The organism is Helicobacter pylori SA37A, from assembly GCF_000476015.1.
GTDB classification, from domain to species: domain Bacteria; phylum Campylobacterota; class Campylobacteria; order Campylobacterales; family Helicobacteraceae; genus Helicobacter; species Helicobacter pylori_DB.
In genome coordinates this window covers 20,442-42,473 of sequence record NZ_CBOO010000009.1, presented here as the reverse complement: position 1 = coordinate 42,473, position 22,032 = coordinate 20,442, and the positions used below count along the sequence as shown (strand labels likewise).

Here is a 22,032-nt window from a genome sequence, read left to right as displayed (position 1 = left end):
AAAGGCCTTTTGATGTTAAGTAGAGACATTGTCCAATATTCCAAGATCCGCACCGAGTTATATGCTTATCTTACCTATTTGTTTTCGCACAATATCCGCAACCACCTCCCTGAAATCACTTTGGATTATTTAAACAAACAGATCAGAAAAATGCAAGCTGAAATCAAAATGGCAAAAAGTTTTTTTGTGTTAGACACTAAGGGCATGCTAATTCTTAAGCCAAGCCAACTTAAAGAGCAGGGGCATAAGGAGGGGATATTAGAGCATGATTTAACAGAAGGGATTGAACTAGAATCGCATGCCAGTTTTAGCGATAAATATTATTTTTATCAAGCCGTGAGTGAAAAGCGTTGCATTTTAACCGACCCCTATCCTTCTAAAAAAGGAAACCATTTGGTAGTGAGCGCGTCTTACCCGGTGTATGATCAAAATAACGATCTAGCGTTTGTGGTGTGCTTGCAAATCCCTTTGAGGGTGGCGATTGAAATCAGCTCGCCTTCAAAGTATTTCAGGACCTTTAGCGAAGGGAGCATGGTTATGTATTTTATGATTTCTATCATGCTCACTTTAGTGTCGTTGCTTTTATTTGTGAAATGCATTTCTAGCTTTTGGACAGCGATTGTCAATTTTAGCAGTTTTGACATTAAAGAAGTGTTCCACCCCATTGTGCTTTTAACCCTAGCCTTAGCCACCTTTGATCTAGTCAAGGCGATTTTTGAAGAGGAAGTTTTGGGTAAAAATAGCGGGGACAACCACCATGCGATCCACCGCACGATGATCAGGTTTTTAGGCTCTATCATTATCGCATTAGCCATTGAAGCGTTAATGTTAGTGTTTAAATTCAGCGTGAGCGAACCGGATAAAATCACTTATGCGGTGTATTTGGCTGTTGGCGTGGCGGTGCTTTTGATCAGTTTAGCGATTTATGTTAAATTCGCCTATAGCGTGTTGCCCAAACGAGAACGCTAAGAGTTAAAGAATTTTTCTTTTAAGCGTTTGAAAATCCTATTCAATCTGAAAAAGACATATTCTAAAAGGGTTTTTTTATTGAGTAGGGGGGCAAGAAATTCAAAGGTTTTTTGTTTGTCTTTAAGGCTTAAACATTCTGTCATTTGTTTAAGGAATTTCACGGAATATTCAGCGTAAAAAGGGGTTTTTAAAAGAGTCTCATGCCATTCTTTAGAATATGAAAAGGTAGGTAAAACCCAAGGTTTCCCTGTAAAATAAAAATGCAGCATGACGATTTCTTTTTTGTTAGGGATGAAGCGTTTTTGATTGGCCATGAAAGGGTGGGTGTTATAAATATAGGGTAAGATTAAAACTTTTGGATAGCATGCGAGCGTTAAAAGGTCCTGTTCAGGGTAAAACACGCACTGGCCTTTTTGATGGGTTAAATTGAGTAAGCGCTCTTCTAAATGATCAGCACGCCACAGCTTTAAATTCACGATTAAAAACCCGGCGTTATAATTGCTTTCATAGATGATTTGCATATCGCTTTCATTAAGGTAATGCTCATAAAGGGAAAAGGCTTGACGAGGGTCTTTTTCTCGCGCTATTTGAAAATGTTTAGGGCTTTTATCGGAAGCAAAATCTTTAACCGCTCCAAAATAATAACCATCTAGCGGGATAAAAAAACTCTCGCTCACATCGTTTAAAAACAAAGTGTCCGCATCAAACATGATGATTTTATCGTATTGCGGGAATAAAGAAGCCAGAAACAAGCGGCACATGACCATTTTAGAAAAGCGCGTTTTAGCGTAAATGTTGAGTTGCAAAAAAGCTTCATGGATTTTATCAATCGCAGATGGTTCTATTGAAGTGGTGCAAAGATTAGGGGTTGAAATGTCTAAAAAATCCACGCTCGCAAAAGCGCTAAAGGGGGCTAGAGTCTCTTTTAATTGGCGTTGGTTTTCAAGGCTTAAGTTATCCACTAAACAATAGATTTTATAAAATAATTTTTTGTTATAATTTTCTGTTTTAGCGCAAGTTAGCATGGAATACAAGCTCACGCCAGCCGGGATAGCGTAATTGTTGTCAAAAGCGATGACGATAGGAATAGTGATACTCATTTTAAGCTGTTTCCCTAGAGAATAGACTTTTTAATCAAATTTAATCTCAAAGTTGAATTTATTTTTTTGAATATTATACTATAATAACCAATTAGATTGGGGTTTTACTGATTTTTCTTTAAGTGAGCTTTGGCTTAGTTTTGTAAGGAATGAGATGATAAAGAGTTGGATTAAAAAGTGGTTTTTTATTTTGTTTTTAATGGCAGGCTGTCTTAGTCATTTGGTGGCTCAAACCGGTGAGAAATATTTTAAGATGGCCAATCAAGCCCTTAAGAAAGGGAATTACCATAAAGCGGTGGCGTTTTATAAGAGGAGCTGTAACTTGAGAGTGGGGGTGAGTTGCACGAGTTTAGGCTCTATGTATGAATATGGCGATGGCGTGGATCAGAATATTTCAAAAGCCGTTTTTTATTACAGAAGAGGGTGCAATTTGAGGAATCATTTGGCTTGTGCGAGTCTAGGCTCTATGTATGAAGATGGCGACGGCGTTCAAAAAGACCTTCCAAAGGCTATCTATTATTATAGGAGAGGGTGTCACTTAAAAGGTGGGGTGAGTTGCGGTAGTTTGGGTTTTATGTATTTTAATGGTACGGGCGTTAAACAAAATTACGCCAAAGCCCTTTCTCTTTCTAAATACGCTTGCAGTTTGAATTACGGGATTAGTTGTAACTTTGCAGGGTATATGTATAGGAACGCCAAAGGTGTGGAACAGGATTTGAAAAAAGCCCTTGCGAATTTTAAAAGAGGGTGCCATTTGAAAGATGGGGCGAGTTGCGTGAGTTTGGGATACATGTATGAAGCCGGTATGAATGTTAGCCAAAATGAAGAGCAGGCTATGTCTTTCTATAAAAAGGGTTGTTCTTTAAAAGAGGGGAGTGGCTGTCATAATGTGGCGGTGATGTATTACACGGGTAAGGGCGCTCCAAAGGATTTAGAAAAAGCCACTTTATATTATAAGAAAGGGTGTGCTTTAGGCTTTAGCGGTAGTTGTAAAGTATTAGAAGTGATTGGCAAGAAGTCTGATGGTTTGCAAGATGATGCACAAAACGACATGCAAGATGATACGCAATAAGCCAGAGTTTAGGGGCTAATGATTAAAACTCATCTTATAGAAATCTTTCTATTCTCCTATTATCAAATAGGGATTGAGCGTCTCTATTGATGGGTATTGAGACTAAAATCTGCAAATCTAGGGTTTGGATTTATTCCCATATTGATAATAAAAATACTCAAAGGCATTTTAAAACAAATATAAAAGAGCTCACACAAGACACAAGCGATAATTTTTTAAAGCGCTTCTTTAGGGGGTTTAATGGGGTTAAAAAGGGGGCGTTATTTTAAAATCCTCCTATCCGCTTTGAAAAATAACTCCACCACAAAATAAAAATTAACTATAAGAAAGCTTAAAAACAAGTTTTTTAAAAAAGAATATTGAAAAAGCTATTCATATTTGAAAAAAACAAAAACCTTTATTCAATCAAAATAAGGTTAAAATCCAATAAAAAAGGAGTTTTATAACTCTTTATAGGATTTTACAAGCTTATAGCAACAAAATTTTTTGTTGGTTTCATTGTTAAAGCACCCAAACGCTAAAGACGATTGGGCTTCCTCGGCTGATGTTGGGGGAAAGTTTGGTTTTCACTCTGTGTCCCTAATCATAGGGATTTTACAGAGTTTGAGCTCCAACGCATTCCCTACAGGTCTCACACATCATATCTCCAAAGGCGTAACTTTGTGCACTTCCTGCGCTAGATACAAATGTATGGGTGTATTATACTACAAAGATGTTTGGGATTTCTGCTTGGGTGGTTAAAAAAATACTTTGAGCCTTTTTGCATTTCACTCAATATTCGTATAAAGCGCGACCACATCATCATCGTCTTCAATTCTATCCAGTAATTTTTCAGTGAACTCCATTTGTTCGTCATTCAATTCAATGGGCGTTGTAGCAATGCGTTGCAAACTCGCTTTTAGAATGGGTAATTTCAAGCTCTCAAACCCCTCATTTAAAAGTTTAAAGCTATTATAATCCCCTCTAATAATGATTTTATCCTCCACTTCTTCTAATTCTTCCAAGCCATAATCAATGAGGGCCAATTCCAAATCTTCTAAACTCAATTTTAAGTTTTTTACTTCATCTTTTAAGCATTCAAACACGCTTTTTCGGTTGAACATAAACTCCAAAGAGCCATTAGGCACGATGCTCGCCCCTTGCGTTTTATTGAAATAGCTTTTAAGGTTAGCAATGGTTCTTGTGGGGTTATCAGTCATGCATTCCATGATGATTAGCACGCCAAAATTCGCCTTACCCTCATAAGTGATTTCACTCAAATTCCCCTCTTTACTGCTCGCTCTTTTAATCGCCGCATCAATGTTGTCTTTGGGCATGTTTTGCGCTTTAGCGTTTAAAATCGCTGTTCGTAGCTTGGCGTTCGTGTCCGGATCGCCCCCGCCATCTTTTGCCGCCAGAGTGATCGCTTTGGCGAGTTTGGGGAAAACCTTACTCATCTTATCCCATCGTTTTTCTTTAGCCGCTCTTCTGTATTCAAACGCTCGTCCCATTCAATTCCTTTGTAATAAGTTAGCCACTTCTTTAGCATGATAGCTAATAATCATATCCGCTCCCGCTCTTTTAAAACAAGTCATCGTTTCTAGCAGAACGCTTTCATAGTTGATCAAGTTGTGTTTTTGAGCGAGTTTGAGCATGGCGTATTCCCCACTCACGTTATAGATCGCTAAAGGGAGCAAAGTGTGATCTCTAATTTCTTTAACAATATCCAAATACGCTAAAGCCGGTTTGACCATTAAAATATCCGCGCCCTGTTTTTCATCTTCTAAACTTTCTAAAAGCGCTTCTTTTTGATTAGCGTAATCCATTTGATAGCTTTTGCGATCGCCAAAACTCGGTGCAGAGTTGGCCACATCTCTAAAAGGCCCATAATAGCTGCTCGCAAATTTAGTGGAATAGCTCATGATGGGCGTGTAAAAATACCCGGCCTTATCCAGCGCGTTTCTCAAGCTTAAAACATTCCCATCCATCATGTTGCTTGGGGCTAGAATATCCACACCGCTTTCAGCCAAAATAAGCCCTTGAAGATTTAAAATCTCTAGCGTTTTATCGTTAGACACAGAAGCGTTTTCTAAAATCCCGCAATGCCCATGGTCGGTGTATTCGCAAAAACACAAATCCGCTATAACGATTAAATCCTTAAATCGTTGTTTAATTTCTCTCGTAGCTTTTGCGACAATGTGATCCTTATTTAACGCATGGCTTCCTGTAGCGTCCTTATGTTTAGGAATGCCAAACAATAAAACGGCTTTTATGCCTAAACCCACTAATTCTTCGCACTCTTTTAAAAGAGGCTTTATACTCATTTGATACACGCCAGGCATGGAGCTGATTTCGTTTTTAATACCGCTATCGCTTTCTATGACAAATAAGGGAGCGATGAAATCATTAATATTTAAACGCGTTTCTCTTAGCATCGCTCTTAAATTTTCGCTGCTTCGTAATCTTCTCAATCGTTTGAACATGTTCTCTCTTTTTGTTTTTCTTTAACCCCACAATTGGCTTTTTTTGTTTCTTCCATCTCTTTCATCTCTTTCAAGTTTTTTTCGGGGGGGGGGTAGCTCTTCTTCATCATCTTCTAAATCGTAAAAACTATTAAAAACGCAATCATGGATAGTGAAACAAATCCTTCCATTGCTATAATGATAGCTCAATTTCAACTCCATAGCCTCTAAAGCGTTTTTAATGATATACATGCCTAACCCAAAGCCATGGGCTTGACTGGGGTTAGAAGACTTAAAATAAGGTTGCAAATACTTTTCAAAATCTTCTTTTAAAGGCTTGCTTTTATTAGACACCACCAAATTATTCCCTACGAAATCCAAAAACACCTGTTTGTCATCGCTGTATTTGATCGCATTATCCACCATGTTTTTTAACGCTATAGCAAACAATTCAAAATCCGCTTCAATAATGTAATGCGAAGAGGACACATGGATAGGGCTTTTTTTATCCTCATCAATCAAAAGCATTTTTTCAATTTTATCGATCAAATCGCTCATTAGAAATTTTTCTTTATTGCTCCCATAATTTTTGGAAGCGAGTTGCTCAATGCGGGCAAATTGCTCAATCAGCGTGTTCAAGTGATCAAAAATAGAAATGAAGCGTTTTTGAGACAATTCTTCTTTGAGCATAGAGCTTAGTATTTTACCTTTAGTGATAGGGGTGCGCAATTCATGCATGATGGAGCGCAAGAATAAGATCCGAGATTCATTCATTGCATTGATTTTTTGGATGCAATTATCAAATTCGTTAGCCAGATCCCCTATTTCATCTTTTTGTTTGCTCTTGCAACTCACGCTTTTATCCCCTTGAGCGAAGCGATTGACTTGAGAGCGCAACTCCCTTAAGGGCAACAAACTTTGAAAAACAAACAAAAAGAGGAATAAAATCAACAACAAACCCACTGTGATAGCCAAGAAATAATTCCTGTAAGAAACCGAATGCAAATCTTTATAAAGCACAAAATGCTCATTCTTTTTTAAAAGGATAAAAACCATGTCGCTGAATTTAAACACTTCCGCATACCCAATATTTCTATGGTGCAACTGGTGGCGTCTTTTGGCCAAAACCTTTTCTAAATTTTCTATTGTGGTTTCTCTAAAACCAATTTTATAGAGGTAATCTTCCACAGCTGTATAGTCAGAGTAGTTGTTTAAAATTTCATTGATAGTGGTAACAAACTGGTAATGGCGCATTTCGTTTTGATAGTTTTCATGACTGATTTGAGAAGACACGAAATAGTAAGCGAACGCTCCAAAACTGAAGAGCGTTATCATAAACAAAGCGACAACTTTAAAAAAGATAGAGAAACGCAAAACCCCTTAACTCCTTATTAGAATCAGTATTCTAATTTATAGCCAATCCCTCTAACAGAGATGATGTATTGCGGTTGCTTAGGGTTTTTTTCAATTTTAGATCGCAAACGGCCAATAATCACATCAATGCTTTTATTAGAGCTTTCAGGGTTGATGCTCTCGCTCTCAATTGCAATGCTTTCACGGCTAAACACATAACCTTTTTTGCTAATAAGGAGCGAAAGGATTTCGTATTCAGCCCTGGTTAAGTCTAGCTTTTTTTCATGCATATACACTTCTCGGCTATCCTTATCCACCCTAAAGATATTCGCATCGCTTGGCTCACTCACTTCTTCTTTCTTGTGAGAACGCCTGAGTAGCGATTGGATACGAGCTAATAATTCCTTAGGATCATAGGGTTTAGGGAGGTAATCATCAGCCCCATAATCTAGCGCTTTAATCTTATCTTCCACATCGCTTCTTGCTGAAGAAATAATAATAGGGATATGTTTTTGTTTGGAAACGCGCCTACACACTTCAAGCCCGTCTAAATTAGGCAAAGTCAAATCCAATAACAACAAATCATAATTTTGTGTGTTAGCCGCACTGATGCCGGTGTATGGCTCATCGTAATTGGTTACATGAATGCCATGTTGGAGCAAAAACTCGCTCAAAAACTCGGCTAATTCTATATCATCTTCTATCATTAAAACTTCTATCATACTTCAATTAACTCCTTCAATGATTTTTACAACTTTAAAAACGATTAACTCTGTTAATGTTTTAGGGAACTAATTCTAGCATTTTATTATTAAAGATACCTTGAAAATATCTTAAAAATAAAAATTCAAAACATTATCATAGTTATTAATGGAATTTAAGGCTTTGTTTTCATGGAATATTGAAAATTAAAAAGCGCTTTGAGTGTTTTTTACCCTCAAAAGAGCCTGCGTAAGGAAGCGATAATTTCTTATCTTAAGGGGTTAAAAGGGGGAGAACGATTTCAAAATACCTCTATCCCCTTAAGGAAATGGGTTTAAAATAAAGTAACTAAAACCACATTTTTAAAATTAAAATAAAATTTCAGCGTCAGTATTTAATTAAAACAAAACTTTATTTTTGCATGTTACTTTGTGTTTTCTCGCTCCAAAGATTCTAATCGTTTTTCAAGCACGCTCAATTGGTATTGCAAGAAACGCGCCACTAGATCCAAACGCTTCATGGCTTCTTTTTCTTCTAAAGCCTGCATGCCTTGAAACAACACTAAAGTTCTCTCTAGTAAGTTTTTTAAAAAAACCCTCTCGTTTGAAATTGGTGCTTGCGTGGGGTTTTTGGGCGTGATTTCTTCTGTAATGATTTCTTGTGCTTCTTCTTCTTTTTCTTCTGTATTTTCTTCTGTGATTTTTTCTTGCGTTTCTATTTTAGCAGCGTTTTTTGGCTCTAAAGGGGTGTTTTGAGGGTTTGGGGTGTTTTGCAAATGAGGAGGCGTTTTGAAAAAAGAGGGCGTTTTTTGTGCCGTATTAAAACCATCATCAATGGTTTTAGCCATTTTCTCAATTTCATTGAGAGTTTCTGAAATAATGTTTTTCAATTCCATTCTACCAGCCATTGTTCTAAATTTTCAACGCTCAAAAAATCCCCTTTGATAAAATTCAAATAGTGTCGCTCTAATAGCGCGTCGTGCTTGAAAGGAGCGCCATTTTTTTGGATTTTTTCCAAACGCTTTATTTGTTTTAACGCCTCTGCATGGTCAGGGGTTTTTTTTAAAATATTAGTATAAATTTGCAACGCTTCTTCAAAAAACCCTTGTTCTTCATAAATACGAGCGAGCGTGATAGTTTCTAATGGCATGCGTTTCTCTTAATTGTTTGTAATACCTAATCTCTAAACGCCATTTTTAGACTCTGACTTGGGTGCGTAAAAAACTAAAAGCCGGTAAAGGTGCGGGCAGTCGCACTAAATTCACATTCCCGCTATGGATAGTTTCTAACTCGGTGTTATTTTCTAAAAGGATTTTATACAGCACTAAATAAGAGCGTTTTTCAAAGGTATAAATTTTGCCAATTTCATTGACTATGGGCGTGATAGCCGCATTTTTGGGAGCGATGATTTCATAAGCTATGTTAGTGGTAGTGGTGAATTTGCATGCAAAAAAACGCCCGTCTTCTGTTATTTCGCCATTGACTTGAAAATCCCCTTCGCTGATGGCTGTTTGGTGGTTTTGAGTATCCAGCCTTTCAAAAGGCCTTCGCATCAAATAGCCGTCCGTAAAACCCCTGTTTTTAAGCGTGTTCAATTCGCTAGCATAAAAACTCGGCTTTAAGGTGTTATGGTAAAAATCATCAACCGCTAAACGATAGATGCGCGTGGTTTGCGCGGCGTAGTAACTGGACTTAGTGCGCCCTTCAATCTTAAGCGCGCTAATGGCGTTGGAGCTTAAAATTTCAGCGATATGACTAGAGAGGTTCAAATCTTTAGCGTTAAAAATATGCGTGCCTACGCCCTCTTCTTCAACCAACCTCATCATCACGCCGTTATCAGGGTTTTTCACGTAATATTCATAATCAAACCGGCAATCATTCGCGCAACTCCCTCTATTAGGCACGCGCCCCTTTTGTAAAGCCGAAATCAAGCAACGCCCTGAAAAAGCAAAGCACATGCTCCCATGCACAAAGATTTCTAATTCCAAATTGGGTAAGGCTTTTTTAATCTCAATCGCATCATTCAGGCTCAATTCCCTAGCGCACACAATGCGTTTAACCCCTAAATCATAAAACACTTGCGCATCCAGTAAATTTAAGACATTCGCTTGCGTGGATAAATGGATGGGAATATGCGGGGCGATTTTTAAAGCGAGTTTCACCACACCAGGTGCAGCGATAATGAAAGCGTCTGGCTCTAATTCTGCCATTTTATAAATATGTTCTTCTAAAAGTTTGAGCTGTGAATTGAAAGGGAAACCATTGATCGTGGCATAGACTTTTTTATTCAAAGCATGGGCGTAGTCAATCCCTTCTTTAAAGGTCTCTAGAGTGAATTCCTTGCTAGCGCGATTGCGTAAAGAAAAATGGCTCACTCCCCCATAAACCGCATCAGCCCCATAGTTGAGAGCGATTTTAAGTTTTTTTAAATTACCGGCTGGAGAAAGTAATTCAACTTGGTTCAAAACTACTTGGCTCCAAAAGAAGCGATCAAGGCTTCAATATCATCAGCGCTGGCTAAATCTTTATCGTCATCGCCGGTGATAAAAGTCGCTGAACTCACGCGCTTAGAATCATCAATTTTGCCTTCAAAAAGCGAATTCATGTATTGGCTGAGCGCTCGCATAACATTGACCACTCGTTCAATTTTTTGGCGGTGGATGTCTTGAAATTGCATAATATCCATCGCTTGCATGGAGCTATCAGAGCAATTAGCGGCTTCTTCTTCAATGCTTTTAAGGGCGTTTAAGATTTCTTGTTGCTCGTTGAGCGCGGTTTTAAAAGATTCCACATGGGGGAAATGCGCATGCAAATTGTCAAAAATTTCTTGGTGTTTTTGCAAAGGTTCTTGGATTTTTTTAACCATTTTAGCGATTTTTTCAGCGCTAGATCCGATCAAATCCAATTGATCAAAAATTTGCGTGGCTTTCACTTCAGAATCTCTTGTAACATCGTCTAATTGATGCACGACTTTATGCTCTTCAGTGGGGGGAGGGGGAGGCCATTCATTAGGGCTAATCTTGCCGTATTTTTCAGCGTCTTCTTTTTTGACGGTCATTTTTTGGCTAGAGCTTTCTTTGGATTCTTTAACCTCTTCTTTCTCTTTAACCTCTTCTTTAGCCTCCTCTTTAGTTTCTAGGGCTTCCAAATTTTCTAAATCGCCCCCACTCATCAAAGCGTCTAATTCTTCTTGTGTCATTGTCGTTCCTTATGCGTTTTAAAAGCGTTTTATAGCAACCATAATTTATGAGCCACTATTTTAGCGCACTTAAGCTTTAGCGATCAAAACGCCCTCTAAAATCGCATCAATATCGCCGTCTAAAATCGCTTCCACATTGCTATAAGCGATATTAGAGCGAGCGTCTTTGACTTGCTGGTAGGGGGCTAGGACATAGCTTCTTATTTGATGCCCCCAACCGATCTCGCTTTTTTCTTCATTTTTGGCGCTATTTTGTTGTTTTTCTAATTCCAATTCATAAAGCTTGGATTTAAGCATTTTTAACGCACTCGCTTTGTTTTTATGCTGGCTCCTGTCGTTTTGGCATTGCACCACAATGCCGGTAGGAAAATGCGTGATCCTAACCGCGCTTTCTGTTTTATTGACATGCTGACCGCCTGCCCCACTGGCTCTATAATAATCATAACGGACATCTTTTTCATCAATTTCTATATCAATATCATCGTCCAATTCAGGGCTAATTTGGACGCTTGCAAAACTCGTGTGCCGTTTGGCGTTCGCATCAAAGGGCGAAATCCTTACAAGCCTATGCACCCCGTTTTCATTTTTCAAATAGCCATAAGCGTTTTCGCCCTTAATGATAAAGGCGACCCCTTTAATGCCCGCTTCTTCGCCATCTTGATAATCTAAAATCTCGCTTTTAAAGCCCTTTCTTTCTGCCCACCTCAAATACATGCGATACAAAATACTCGCCCAATCCTGGCTTTCAGTCCCCCCCGCTCCAGGCTGAATGGTGATAATAGCGTTTGAAGCGTCGTTTTCACCGCTTAGCATGATTTCAATTTCCACTTTTTGCACGCTGTGTTCTAAAATGGGAGCCTCTTCATAGAGTAAGGATAAAGTAACCTCATCGTTATCGTTTTGAGCGAGCTCAAACAATTCCACGCTTTCATCTAAAGAATTTTTCGTTTTTTGATAGGTTTCTAGCAAGCGGTTTAAACGCACTTTCTCTTTATTGGTGTCTCTGGCTTTTAAAACATCTTGCCAAAAATTAGGGTCTTCTTGCTCTTTTTCAATGCGTTCTAATTCTTGCTTGATCTTTTCAGGCTTGATGATTAAGGCGATATTATCGCATTTGTTTTGCAAGCTTTTTAACAATTCGCTATAGGTGTAGTTATCCACAAACAGAACCTTTATGAGTGGGGTTTTGAACTTGCCATTATAGCATTGTTAGCGGCTATTTTAATTTTCAAACCTTAAAATTTCAATTTCGCCCTGAACTAATCCCACTCCTTCATCAATTAAAGCGATAGAATCCACTTGCGCAAGGGTTTGAATCGCTCCTGATTCATAGCGGTTGTTGTTGTAAGGAATGAATTGGTGGTTTGAATAGTTGCCTAAAATCAAATGCGTGCGTTTGTCTTTAAGCTTTAAGGGGGCGTTGATTTGAGCCTTAAAGGGTTTTAGTTTAAAGTCTTTATTCAAGGATAACCGCTCTAATAAAGGCAGAATCAAAACTCGTAAAACGACTAAGCAACTTAAAGGATTACCCGGTAAGCCTATAATAATACTTTGATTGAGTTGGGCTAAAGTTACCGGTTTTCCCGGTTTGAGATTGACTTTTTCATAATAAAAAAGGGCGTTTCTTTCTTTCAAGGCGTCTTTAAAAAAGTCTTTATCCCCCACGCTCACCCCTGCGCTTGAAAGGATGACATCATAGTCTTGTGATTCAAGTATTTTAAGCTGTAAATTTTTATCATCTTTTAAAACCCCTAGAAAATGCGTGTTGTAGTTTTTAAGCATGTTGAAAATACCCACTGAATTCACATCATAAACTTGGCATTCTAGGGCGTTTTGCCCTAAAGGCACTAATTCATCGCCGCTGCTAAAGAGAGCGATTTTTAATTTCCTAAACGCTTTGATTTCTTTGAACCCTTGAGAGGCAATGAGCGCGATATGCCCGTAATTCAAACGGGTATTTTTAGGGACTAACACGCTGTTTAAAGAAGCGTTTTCGCCCTTTTGACGGATATTGGCGTTTATTTTAAAATCTTTGGGAGCTAGGGCAAAATTTTCATGGCTTTCTAGCATGCACTCTATAGGGACAATCGTTTCTATTCCCTTTGGCACCATCGCTCCAGTCATGATTTTAACGCATTCATTTTCTTTAACTTCTAAAGCGCTCACATCATCTCCGGCGAAAATGTGCTGGATGACTTGAGTTCTTTTGCCTAAATCCTGCATTTTAAACCCATAGCCATCCATTGCGCTTTGATTGAATTTGGGCAAGGCGTGAGTGCAAATAATATCTTCTGCCAAAACACGCCCTATGCTTTCAAACAAAGAGACAACCTCTATTCCTAAGGGTTTTAGGGGAATGCTAGAATGGATTTTTAGAGCTTCTTTAAAACTAATCATATTGATCCTTTAAAAGATTTTACTAATCGCGCTAAACGCTGAACTGATTTCATCTTTAAAACGCCCCATGATAGCCGAAGCGATTAAAATAATGCCCACAAACCCGATCGCAATTTTCACCGGAAACCCGATAGCGAGCAGGTTGAACTGAGGGTGGGTTTTCATGATCATGCCAAAAATAATATCGCTCAATAACACCAAGCACAAAATAGGGAACGCCATAGAAAACCCTATGACAAACAAGTGCGAAAAGGCTTTGACAATGTTTTTAGCTAACGCTGGCTCAAAGACAAATTGCCCTAAAGGGACGGCTCTTAAGCTGTGATCCACAAACAAAATGATTTGATGGTGGAACGATAAATCCAATAAAATTAAAATCGCTAACAATAAAAGGGCTTGCCCTACAATGGGTTTTTGCGATCCTGAAATGGGATCATACGCGCTCGCCATCGTAAGCCCCATAGAAAAGCTGATGCTATCGGTTGCAAACACTAAGCTCGCAAAAACGATTTGTAAAAAGACAGACGCGCACACCCCTAAAAACAGCTCGCACAAGCAAGCGATGATAAAACCCTCTGGCGTGTAAGCAGCGCTTGAAAATTCTAAAGTGGGGTAAAAAATCGCGCTCACATACAAGCTCAAAGCCCCACGCACCGATAAAGGCACTAAATGGTTTTCAAAAAAAGGGAAAAAAGACAGCACGCCGCTAACCCTTAAAAACAACAAGAAAAAATCCCTAACATGGGGGGTGCTAAGCTCTTGAATAAAATCTAGCATTCTTTCTCTTTAAGGATAAAAAAGTAGTGCGTTAGCATAAGGGTTTGCAATAAGGTGGCAAAAAAATTAAAAAAAGGGATTAAGGAAAAAAGATAGCAAAAAAACGAAAAACGATAATACTTTAACCGGTGCTGTTTGAGTAGGTTTTGATAGCTTTGATGATTAAAAATCATGCTGGCTATATCCAAACTCATGGTGTTTTTGAAAAAAAGAAAATGTGCAATTATAGAAAAAAAGACCCCAAAGACCCCTATAAAGGGAATGAAATAAAAAGGCGTTAAAACCGCTAAGAATAAAAGCATGAAAAGGAGCGATTTTAAAAAATATTTAATAGAAAAAAGGATAGAGCCAAATTCTTCTAAAACGACATGGGGATAATATTTTTGGTGCAAATAAGAGACCACCAAAGGGGTGTAAAAAATAGACGCAAAAATATTGATGACTAAACTCAAAAGAATCGCAATCCAAAAAATAAGAAAATACACTAACGCTTTAAAAACCCAAACAAACACACCAGCAAAAAAGCCTTGAGAATGGGAATAGTCATTCAAAGATTGCGGTAATAAAGCTTGGCAATAACCCACAATACTCCCGCCATTGTAGTAAAAAACAGCTCCAAAAAACGCCAAACTCAAAAGGATAGGGCCAAGATTGATTAAAAGCATTCTAGCGCTTAAAAAATCATTAAAACTTTTTTTAAGGATAGATAAAGACAAAACCATAACTTGAAATCCTTCTCGCTTTGATAGGGTAATTTAAGCGCAAAGTCCCTTAATCTTATATAGTAAGCTTATAAACATGAGATTGACTAAAGGAGTGTAGAAGTTACTTAATATGGAATAACATGCAATGCTAAAAAACCAAACATATAGAATAATAACCCTGGTAACCAAGGAAAGAAAATGCATGCAACAATAATTACGAATATTATATTCATAATTGCATCGAGGATTTCTGAATCCTTTTTAACATTCTTTTCCTTTCCAAAAAGAATAAAACTAACACCAAAAAAGATAATCAATATTATTACAATATCTGAGGCGAACATTTTTACCCGCTTTGAATGGAATGAATAACTTTAAGCATTTCTTACCCATCAATGTGAGTTTTCTATAATCATAATAGCTGATTTTGTTTTAAATTTGCTATAATGTAGATTTATGATGAAAATTAGTTTAGAGTGGAGAACACAATGAAAAAAAATATCTTAAATTTAGCGTTAGTGGGTGCGTTGAGCGCGTCGTTTTTGATGGCTAAGCCAGCTCATAATGCGAACGCTACTCATAACGCCAAGAAAACGACTGACGCTTCAGCGGGCGTGTTAGCGACAGTGGATGGCAGGCCCATCACCAAAAGCGATTTTGATATGATCAAGCAACGAAACCCCAATTTTGATTTTGACAAGCTTAAAGAGAAAGAAAAAGAAGCCTTGATTGAGCAAGCGATTCGCACCGCGCTTGTAGAAAATGAAGCTAAGGCAGAAAAATTGGATCAAACTCCAGAATTTAAAGCGATGATGGAAGCGGTTAAAAGACAGGCTTTAGTGGAATTTTGGGCTAAAAAACAAGCCGAAGAAGTGAAAAAAATCCAAATTCCCGAAAAAGAAATGCAAGATTTTTATAACGCTAATAAAGATCAACTTTTTGTCAAACAAGAAGCGCATGCCAGACACATTTTAGTGAAAACCGAAGATGAGGCTAAAAGGATCATTTCTGAAATTGACAAACAGCCAAAGACTAAAAAAGAAGCCAAATTCATTGAGTTAGCCAATCGTGATACCATCGATCCTAACAGCAAAAACGCGCAAAATGGCGGTGATTTAGGGAAATTCCAAAAAAACCAAATGGCTCCGGATTTTTCTAAAGCCGCTTTCGCTTTAACTCCTGGGACTTACACTAAAACCCCTGTTAAAACGGAGTTTGGTTATCATATTATCTATTTGATTTCTAAAGATAGCCCTGTAACTTACACTTATGAGCAAGCTAAACCCACCATTAAGGGGATGTTGCAAGAAAAGCTTTTCCAAGAGCGCATGAATCAAAGAATTGAGGAATTGAGGAAGCACGCTAAAATTGTTATCAACAATAAATGATGAGGTGTTGTCATGCTAGTTAAAGGTAATGAAATTTTATTGAAAGCCCATAAAGAAGGTTATGGGGTAGGGGCGTTTAATTTTGTGAATTTTGAAATGCTAAACGCTATTTTTGAAGCAGGAAATGAGGAAAATTCCCCGCTTTTCATTCAAGCGAGTGAAGGAGCGATCAAATACATGGGGATTGATATGGCAGTGGGCATGGTGAAAATCATGTGCGAACGCTACCCGCACATTCCTGTAGCCTTACACCTAGATCATGGCACGACTTTTGAAAGCTGCGAAAAAGCCGTGAAAGCGGGTTTCACTTCTGTGATGATTGATGCGTCTCATCATGCTTTTGAAGAGAATTTGGAATTGACTTCTAAAGTGGTCAAAATGGCGCATAACGCTGGAGTGAGCGTGGAAGCGGAGCTGGGGCGTTTGATGGGGATTGAAGACAATATTTCAGTGGATGAAAAGGATGCGGTGTTAGTGAATCCTAAAGAAGCGGAGCAGTTTGTCAAAGAATCTCAAGTGGATTACTTAGCCCCAGCTATTGGGACAAGCCACGGAGCGTTTAAATTTAAGGGCGAGCCCAAATTGGATTTTGAACGCTTGCAAGAAGTCAAAAGACTCACTAATATCCCTTTAGTTTTGCATGGAGCGAGCGCGATACCAGATAATGTGAGGAAATCTTATTTGGACGCTGGAGGCGATTTGAAAGGCTCTAAGGGTGTACCTTTTGAATTTTTACAAGAATCCGTGAAAGGGGGGATCAATAAGGTCAATACCGACACGGATTTAAGGATCGCTTTCATCGCAGAAGTGCGCAAGGTGGCTAATGAAGATAAGAGCCAATTTGATTTGAGGAAGTTTTTTTCTCCGGCCCAATTAGCGCTTAAAAATGTGGTCAAAGAACGCATGAAACTTTTGGGCAGCGCTAATAAAATTTAATCAACAAGGAAAGAGTGTAACATGGCAATTGGGATGAGCGAGCTCAAAAAGGGCTTGAAAATTGAATTGGGCGGTGTGCCTTATAGGATCGTAGAATACCAGCATGTCAAGCCCGGCAAGGGTGCGGCTTTTGTGCGTGCGAAAATCAAGTCGTTTTTAGATGGTAAGGTGATTGAAAAGACTTTCCATGCGGGGGATAAGTGCGAAGAGCCTAATTTGGTTGAAAAAACGATGCAATACCTTTATCACGATGGCGACACATACCAATTCATGGATATAGAGAGCTATGAGCAAATCGCTTTGAACGACTCTCAAGTGGGTGAGGCTTCTAAATGGATGCTAGATGGCATGCAAGTGCAGGTTTTATTGCATAATGACAAGGCGATTTCAGTGGATGTGCCGCAAGTTGTGGCTTTAAAGATTGTAGAAACGGCTCCTAATTTTAAGGGCGATACTTCCAGCGCGAGCAAAAAACCAGCGACTTTAGAAACCGGTGCGGTCGTGCAAGTGCCTTTCCATGTTTTAGAAGGCGAGGTGATTAAAGTCAATACGGAAACAGAAGAGTATCTTGAAAAGGTGAAGTGAGGCTATCTTTTTATTGAGTTAGCGCTTTAGACACAGCCTTTTTGTCATAAGGGGTGTTATTAGCCCCCTTATTTGGGCTTTGCTTAATGAACTTTATTTAAAGCGTGCGTGAAGTCTGTGATTAAAAATTATTTAGAATTTCTTCTCTCTGTTCTCGTTTGGAATTGATTATAAAATATAAAAAATGCTCTAGTATTTTTTACAATCTAAAAAGAGATTGATTTAACCAAGCAAATAATCTCTTAAAAAGCAGTTTTTGGGGGTTAGGGGATTTGATTGGAGGTTAGGGATTAAATGCAAAATATTCCCTTAAAAAATGGGATTTATTATAAGGTTTAAAACGATAACAACAAAGTAATCTTGTTTTTATTAAAAATTAAAGTTGATTGGAATTCAAATAAGGCTCTAGTTGCAATATGTGATGAGAGTGATATTCCCTATCCCCTTAAGAGTTTAAAATAAAGAAAATGAGTTTAAAATCAAATCTAAAACCATAAAACAAAATTAAAACCCCCATTTTTAATCAAAACAAACCTACAATGAGCGTTCTATATCATCAGCGTTTAAAGGGGTGTTGGCTTTTAAGAATTTTGATGCCTTTTGGCCTAAAATTTCTTTATAGAATTTAGGGTGTAAGCCAAGGTTGGGGCGTAAGGCTTTGATATTGTTTTCAGTCAATGCTTCGCCTTTTTGAATATCCTTAATGACAAATAAAGAGCGCATAAAGAATCTTCGCTCCTCTAAAGTCTTTGGATTGATTTTAGGCTCTTCTTCGCCTAAGGCTAAAACGCTTTGCTTGATGGCTTCAACCATGCTTTTAAATTCGTTAAAATCCATGCTAAAAGCGCTGTCTGGGGTTTGTAAGGATTTGTTTAAAATGAAATGCTTTTCTATCATGCTCGCTCCTAAAGTGGTGGCTAAAATGGGGCAAAGAGAGCCAATCGTGTGATCGCTTAAGCCAAATTTAACGCCAAAGGTTTCGCCTAATTTAACCATGCTTAATAGGTTAGCGTCTTCTATTTGGCTGGGATAAGCGCTCACGCATTTTAAAAGGGTGATGTCAAAATTATTCACGCCTTTGCATAAAGAAATAGCGTCTTGCAATTCGGTGTGTGTAGCGATACCGCTAGAAAGGATAATGGGCTTTTGTGTGCGAGCGGCCTTTTCAATCAAGTCCAAATCAACGATTTCAAAACTAGCGATTTTATACATGGGGCAATTCAAGCTCTCTAAAAGCTCTAAAGCTTGTGAACTAAAAGGCGAGCTAAAAATGCCTAAATCAAGCTTTCTAGCCAACTCAAACAATTCCGCATGCCACTCTAGGGGGGTAGAAGCCTTTTGATACAATTCATACAAATTTTCTTTATCCCATAAAGTGCCTTGAATGATGAAAGGATCTTCTTTAGAATCTAAAGTCATGCAGCTTGGCGTGTAGGTTTGGAGCTTGACAAAATCCGCACCGCTTTCCTTAATGGCATGAAGGCTTTCTTTGGCTAGGTTTAAATCCTGGTTATGATTAGCGCTCAATTCAGCGACAATTTTAGGGCGTTGTAACATTTTTTATTTTTCCTTAATCAAAACTTCTTTTTCTAAGCGATAGACTTGAGAGCAAGTGAAAGCCAAATGCTCATCATGCGTGGCTAAAACTAACGCCCCTTCTTTTTCTGTAATGTAATTTTGCAGCATGCTGATGACTTGATTAGCGCTAGTGGTGTCTAAATTCCCGGTGGGTTCATCAGCGATAATGATTTTAGGTTTTTTAGAAAGCACTCTGGCGACGCTCAAGCGTTGTTGCTGGCCGCCGCTCAATTCACCCACGCCTTGTTTTAGGGTGTGGGCTATGCCTAATTGTTCTAAAAGGGAATGATTTATTTCTTGCTTGGCTAGGATGGAAGCGACTTGCAAGTTTTCTAAAGCGCTAAAACCCTTAAAAAGGTAATGCGATTGGAAGATTATGCCCACTTTTAAGCGCCGTAGTTCCAAAAGCTTTTTGGAATTTAAGGCATAAATATCTTGGTGTTCTAACAAACTAATCGTCCCACTATTGGGTTTTAGCATGGTGGCTAAATGGCTTAAAAGCGTGCTTTTACCGCTCCCGCTCACGCCTAAAATCGCTAGGCTTTCTTTGGGCTTGATGTGCAAATCCACGCCATTATAAAGAGGTTTTTCAAAAGCATGAGAAATACCAGTCGCTTTAATCATGATCGTTTCCTAAAAAGAATATCGCCTAATAAACTAGGGTTTAGAATGTAAGAAGTTGAAAAGTTCGCGCTGTGCAAGATGATTTTACCATAACGCCTTGCATAGTATTTTAAAAGCGTTTTTTGTAGGGTGGGTTCAATGCTTGGGCTAAACCATGCGTTATTGCTCATCACGATAAAAATTTTTGAAGGGCTGTTTGAATAAGCGGCTTTGGAAGTGCCTTCATAACAAATCAGGGGGCGGAAAGTAAAATCGTCTAATGTAAAATCGCTGAAATGAGGAGCGTTGCGGTATAAATAAGCGCTCTCGCCAAAAAAGAGCTTTTCAAGGGGTTTTTGAAGAAATTCGGGTAAGGGCATGGTTTCGCCAAAGGGGGCTAAGATCACTTTATCAGCGATCTGAACGCTTTCTTTAGAAAATAAAAACGAGCTGTTATAAAGGTTATAGCCTTGGGTGCGCAATGTCCCTATTAAAATAGCAATATTATCGCTTAAATCTTCTAACTTCGCTTTAAAGGGGGAATTTTCTAAAGCGATAGGATAAGCGGTCTCTGGAAAAACAATCAAGGTTTTTTGCTTGCTTTGAGCGAGCTTGATTTCTTTAAGAATGTTGTTTTCAATATCATTAAGGTAATTTGAGTCAAATTTCACATCTTGGGGCGTTTTTGTAGAGACTAATTCAATATTTCCAACCTTTTTTAAATCGCTTGTTTTGAAACCATTAAAATCCAACGCGCCAAGTAACAATAAAACCCCTATGATCCTATATTTTTTAAGATTTTGAGCGCTCAAAAAAATGCAAGCCAAAAAAACAAGCCCCAGCGATAACTTATCCACTCTAAACACGCTATAAGAAAAAAAGCTATCCGGGACTAACCAATCAAATCCAAAGGGGTGGATAAAACCAGAGCCTAAAAAACTCAAAAGCCTGAAGTAGGGGTTTTCAAAATAGAGCAACAAATAAAATAAAACCCCATAAACTAACGCTATTAAAACAATAATTAAGGGCAATAAATAAGTGAAATCCGAGTAGCGAAAGCTTAAAGCACACCAATAAAACAATAACGCCCCCACGAAAAACCCCAAAGCAAAAGCGCTGTTTCTAGGGGTTTTTAAAAACGCTAGCATGCTTAAAGGGGCTAATAGGCTTGTGAGTGTGATAGTGATATAGGGGTTTTCAATTGCATAAGCGTCTAAGACAGCGTTCACATACACGCTTGAAACAAACATGCATGCCAATAAAAAAGCGTTTTGATTGAACAGAATAAGACGCATCATTAAATGGTGAAACCTTGAGATTGTTTAGTGTATTATAGCTATATTTTAATTTAAGAATTTTAGATTGATTTTTTTAAGGGTAGTTTTTTTTAAGTTGTGTTATTATTTTCAAATTTCAAGTCTAAAGAGCGTGAATTGGCATGATTTAAGAGTAATGGGTGTTTGTTTTAAGACGCTATGACTATCTTTATGCGAGATATATGAGAGAAAGGTTTGGGTTTAGGGTTTGAATTATATTGATTTGGCGTTACTTGTGGTGGTGGTAGCCTTTGGGATTAGAGGATTTTATCATGGCTTCGTGAGTGAAGTGGCGGGGACTTTAGGGATTGTGCTTGGCGTGTATTTAGCGTCTCGCTATTCTGTGGCTGTTGGGAATTTATTTTCAGAGCATTTGTATGATTTAAGAAATGAAACCATGACGAATCTCATCGGTTTTTTATTGGTGTTAGCGTCTATTTGGGTGTTTTTTTTAGCTTTTGGAGTGTTGATAGGCAAGGTGTTAGTCTTTAGCGGGTTAGGCATTATAGACAAAGCGTTGGGGTTTATTTTTTCATGTTTAAAGACTTTTTTAGTGCTTTCTTTCATCCTTTATGCGCTCTCTAAAATGGAAGTGATGAAAGACGCTAACGCCTACTTGCAAGAAAAAAGCGCTTTTTTTTCTACCATGAAAAGCGTCGCTAGTAAGATCATGCGTCTTGATGGCGTCAAACATGTGGAGCAAAACCTTAAAGACAACCTTGAAGAAATGAGCGATGAAGTCAAAAATAAAGAATCTTTTAATAAAAATAAAGAGTCTTTTAATAAAGCGATGGATAAGGGCGTGGAATCTCTAAAAGAAAAGGCTAAAGACTTGCCTAAAAACATGCTAGATCCAAAAGCTAACCAAACCCCACCAAACTCCATACCATCTAATAAAGAACCCCTATAAAGG

The 22,032-nt window shown here is 38.2% G+C and carries 23 protein-coding genes; 6 read left to right on the top strand and 17 right to left on the bottom strand.

What is annotated here, in order from left to right; genetic code table 11:
* Positions 1-12 precede the first annotated feature (12 nt).
* Positions 13-969 carry a PDC sensor domain-containing protein gene (locus QT76_RS05510; RefSeq protein WP_033616923.1) on the top strand — a complete coding sequence of 319 codons (957 nt, stop codon included), beginning with the start codon at positions 13-15 and terminating at the stop codon, positions 967-969.
* Here the strand turns inward: QT76_RS05510 and rfaJ are convergent.
* Positions 966-2,069 (bottom strand): HP0159 family lipopolysaccharide 1,6-glucosyltransferase, encoded by a 1,104-nt coding sequence (gene rfaJ, locus QT76_RS05505; RefSeq protein ID WP_033616922.1) that lies wholly within the window; start codon positions 2,067-2,069, stop codon positions 966-968. The genes QT76_RS05510 and rfaJ overlap by 4 nt on opposite strands.
* Positions 2,070-2,223: 154 nt before the next feature.
* On the opposite strand from rfaJ, the gene QT76_RS05500 reads away from it, so the two are divergent.
* Positions 2,224-3,141: a tetratricopeptide repeat protein gene (locus QT76_RS05500; protein ID WP_033616920.1), complete on the top strand. Its 918-nt coding sequence runs from the start codon at positions 2,224-2,226 to the stop codon at positions 3,139-3,141.
* Between the two features lie 767 nt (positions 3,142-3,908).
* Here QT76_RS05500 and QT76_RS05490 read toward each other — a convergent pair.
* From QT76_RS05490 to QT76_RS08540, 13 genes are all read right to left on the bottom strand, one after another.
* Positions 3,909-4,631, bottom strand: a complete 723-nt coding sequence (locus tag QT76_RS05490) for a YebC/PmpR family DNA-binding transcriptional regulator (RefSeq protein ID WP_033616918.1) — start codon at positions 4,629-4,631, stop codon at positions 3,909-3,911.
* Positions 4,632-5,603, bottom strand: a complete 972-nt coding sequence (hemB, locus tag QT76_RS05485; RefSeq protein ID WP_033616917.1) for a porphobilinogen synthase — start codon at positions 5,601-5,603, stop codon at positions 4,632-4,634.
* A 21-nt stretch (positions 5,604-5,624) separates the two neighbouring features.
* Complete coding sequence (gene arsS / locus QT76_RS05480; RefSeq protein WP_033616916.1) at positions 5,625-6,956, bottom strand: acid-sensing histidine kinase ArsS; 1,332 nt, start codon at positions 6,954-6,956, stop codon at positions 5,625-5,627.
* Between the two features lie 23 nt (positions 6,957-6,979).
* The gene (gene arsR, locus QT76_RS05475; protein ID WP_033616915.1) at positions 6,980-7,657 is read right to left on the bottom strand and encodes an acid response regulator transcription factor ArsR; all 678 of its coding nucleotides are present in this window, start codon (positions 7,655-7,657) and stop codon (positions 6,980-6,982) included.
* A gap of 404 nt (positions 7,658-8,061) precedes the next feature.
* Positions 8,062-8,532: a CiaD-like domain-containing protein gene (locus QT76_RS05470; RefSeq protein WP_033616914.1), complete on the bottom strand. Its 471-nt coding sequence runs from the start codon at positions 8,530-8,532 to the stop codon at positions 8,062-8,064.
* Positions 8,523-8,786: a tetratricopeptide repeat protein gene (locus tag QT76_RS05465; protein WP_024368841.1), complete on the bottom strand. Its 264-nt coding sequence runs from the start codon at positions 8,784-8,786 to the stop codon at positions 8,523-8,525. Before QT76_RS05465 ends, QT76_RS05470 begins: the two co-directional genes overlap by 10 nt.
* Before the next feature lie 46 nt (positions 8,787-8,832).
* Positions 8,833-10,101 (bottom strand): peptidase U32 family protein, encoded by a 1,269-nt coding sequence (locus QT76_RS05460; protein WP_033616913.1) that lies wholly within the window; start codon positions 10,099-10,101, stop codon positions 8,833-8,835.
* Between the two features lie 2 nt (positions 10,102-10,103).
* Positions 10,104-10,835, bottom strand: coding sequence for a protein phosphatase CheZ (gene cheZ, locus QT76_RS05455; RefSeq protein ID WP_033616912.1), 732 nt, complete (start codon positions 10,833-10,835; stop codon positions 10,104-10,106).
* A 69-nt stretch (positions 10,836-10,904) separates the two neighbouring features.
* Positions 10,905-11,996: a peptide chain release factor 2 gene (prfB, locus tag QT76_RS05450; protein WP_033616911.1), complete on the bottom strand. Its 1,092-nt coding sequence runs from the start codon at positions 11,994-11,996 to the stop codon at positions 10,905-10,907.
* Between the two features lie 60 nt (positions 11,997-12,056).
* Positions 12,057-13,232, bottom strand: coding sequence for a molybdopterin molybdotransferase MoeA (locus QT76_RS05445; protein WP_033616910.1), 1,176 nt, complete (start codon positions 13,230-13,232; stop codon positions 12,057-12,059).
* A gap of 9 nt (positions 13,233-13,241) precedes the next feature.
* Complete coding sequence (fliR, locus tag QT76_RS05440) at positions 13,242-14,009, bottom strand: flagellar biosynthetic protein FliR (RefSeq protein WP_033616909.1); 768 nt, start codon at positions 14,007-14,009, stop codon at positions 13,242-13,244.
* On the bottom strand, positions 14,003-14,731 hold the full coding sequence (locus QT76_RS05435) for an EI24 domain-containing protein (protein ID WP_033616908.1): 729 nt from the start codon (positions 14,729-14,731) through the stop codon (positions 14,003-14,005). Before QT76_RS05435 ends, fliR begins: the two co-directional genes overlap by 7 nt.
* Positions 14,732-14,838: 107 nt before the next feature.
* Positions 14,839-15,057, bottom strand: a complete 219-nt coding sequence (locus QT76_RS08540; RefSeq protein WP_033616907.1) for a hypothetical protein — start codon at positions 15,055-15,057, stop codon at positions 14,839-14,841.
* 144 nt (positions 15,058-15,201) lie between these two features.
* Between QT76_RS08540 and cbf2 the strand changes: the two genes are divergently transcribed.
* Genes cbf2 through efp form a run of 3 tightly spaced genes read left to right on the top strand, consistent with a single transcriptional unit; the run spans position 15,202 to position 17,622 of the window.
* Positions 15,202-16,101, top strand: a complete 900-nt coding sequence (gene cbf2 / locus QT76_RS05425; protein WP_033614570.1) for a peptidylprolyl isomerase CBF2 — start codon at positions 15,202-15,204, stop codon at positions 16,099-16,101.
* A 12-nt stretch (positions 16,102-16,113) separates the two neighbouring features.
* The gene (locus tag QT76_RS05420; RefSeq protein ID WP_000960451.1) at positions 16,114-17,037 is read left to right on the top strand and encodes a class II fructose-bisphosphate aldolase; all 924 of its coding nucleotides are present in this window, start codon (positions 16,114-16,116) and stop codon (positions 17,035-17,037) included.
* Between the two features lie 21 nt (positions 17,038-17,058).
* Complete coding sequence (gene efp, locus QT76_RS05415; protein WP_000974267.1) at positions 17,059-17,622, top strand: elongation factor P; 564 nt, start codon at positions 17,059-17,061, stop codon at positions 17,620-17,622.
* A gap of 534 nt (positions 17,623-18,156) precedes the next feature.
* Here the strand turns inward: efp and pseI are convergent.
* Genes pseI through QT76_RS05400 form a run of 3 tightly spaced genes read right to left on the bottom strand, consistent with a single transcriptional unit; the run spans position 18,157 to position 21,098 of the window.
* Positions 18,157-19,179: a pseudaminic acid synthase gene (gene pseI, locus QT76_RS05410; RefSeq protein ID WP_033616906.1), complete on the bottom strand. Its 1,023-nt coding sequence runs from the start codon at positions 19,177-19,179 to the stop codon at positions 18,157-18,159.
* Positions 19,180-19,182: 3 nt separating this feature from the next.
* Positions 19,183-19,824, bottom strand: coding sequence for an ABC transporter ATP-binding protein (locus QT76_RS05405; RefSeq protein WP_033616905.1), 642 nt, complete (start codon positions 19,822-19,824; stop codon positions 19,183-19,185).
* Complete coding sequence (locus tag QT76_RS05400) at positions 19,821-21,098, bottom strand: apolipoprotein N-acyltransferase (protein ID WP_033616948.1); 1,278 nt, start codon at positions 21,096-21,098, stop codon at positions 19,821-19,823. The genes QT76_RS05405 and QT76_RS05400 overlap by 4 nt, the downstream gene beginning before the upstream one ends.
* Before the next feature lie 229 nt (positions 21,099-21,327).
* On the opposite strand from QT76_RS05400, the gene QT76_RS05395 reads away from it, so the two are divergent.
* Positions 21,328-22,029 carry a CvpA family protein gene (locus tag QT76_RS05395; RefSeq protein WP_033616903.1) on the top strand — a complete coding sequence of 234 codons (702 nt, stop codon included), beginning with the start codon at positions 21,328-21,330 and terminating at the stop codon, positions 22,027-22,029.
* Positions 22,030-22,032 lie beyond the last annotated feature (3 nt).

Coding starts and splice junctions, on each gene's coding strand:
- QT76_RS05510 (WP_033616923.1), top strand. CDS start 13: ATGTTAAGTAGAGACATTGTCCAATATTCCAAGATCCGCACCGAGTTA.
- rfaJ (WP_033616922.1), bottom strand. CDS start 2,069: ATGAGTATCACTATTCCTATCGTCATCGCTTTTGACAACAATTACGCT.
- QT76_RS05500 (WP_033616920.1), top strand. CDS start 2,224: ATGATAAAGAGTTGGATTAAAAAGTGGTTTTTTATTTTGTTTTTAATG.
- QT76_RS05490 (WP_033616918.1), bottom strand. CDS start 4,631: ATGGGACGAGCGTTTGAATACAGAAGAGCGGCTAAAGAAAAACGATGG.
- hemB (WP_033616917.1), bottom strand. CDS start 5,603: ATGTTCAAACGATTGAGAAGATTACGAAGCAGCGAAAATTTAAGAGCG.
- arsR (WP_033616915.1), bottom strand. CDS start 7,657: ATGATAGAAGTTTTAATGATAGAAGATGATATAGAATTAGCCGAGTTT.
- QT76_RS05470 (WP_033616914.1), bottom strand. CDS start 8,532: ATGGAATTGAAAAACATTATTTCAGAAACTCTCAATGAAATTGAGAAA.
- QT76_RS05465 (WP_024368841.1), bottom strand. CDS start 8,786: ATGCCATTAGAAACTATCACGCTCGCTCGTATTTATGAAGAACAAGGG.
- cheZ (WP_033616912.1), bottom strand. CDS start 10,835: ATGACACAAGAAGAATTAGACGCTTTGATGAGTGGGGGCGATTTAGAA.
- QT76_RS05445 (WP_033616910.1), bottom strand. CDS start 13,232: ATGATTAGTTTTAAAGAAGCTCTAAAAATCCATTCTAGCATTCCCCTA.
- fliR (WP_033616909.1), bottom strand. CDS start 14,009: ATGCTAGATTTTATTCAAGAGCTTAGCACCCCCCATGTTAGGGATTTT.
- QT76_RS05435 (WP_033616908.1), bottom strand. CDS start 14,731: ATGGTTTTGTCTTTATCTATCCTTAAAAAAAGTTTTAATGATTTTTTA.
- QT76_RS08540 (WP_033616907.1), bottom strand. CDS start 15,057: ATGTTCGCCTCAGATATTGTAATAATATTGATTATCTTTTTTGGTGTT.
- cbf2 (WP_033614570.1), top strand. CDS start 15,202: ATGAAAAAAAATATCTTAAATTTAGCGTTAGTGGGTGCGTTGAGCGCG.
- QT76_RS05420 (WP_000960451.1), top strand. CDS start 16,114: ATGCTAGTTAAAGGTAATGAAATTTTATTGAAAGCCCATAAAGAAGGT.
- efp (WP_000974267.1), top strand. CDS start 17,059: ATGGCAATTGGGATGAGCGAGCTCAAAAAGGGCTTGAAAATTGAATTG.
- pseI (WP_033616906.1), bottom strand. CDS start 19,179: ATGTTACAACGCCCTAAAATTGTCGCTGAATTGAGCGCTAATCATAAC.
- QT76_RS05405 (WP_033616905.1), bottom strand. CDS start 19,824: ATGATTAAAGCGACTGGTATTTCTCATGCTTTTGAAAAACCTCTTTAT.
- QT76_RS05400 (WP_033616948.1), bottom strand. CDS start 21,098: ATGCGTCTTATTCTGTTCAATCAAAACGCTTTTTTATTGGCATGCATG.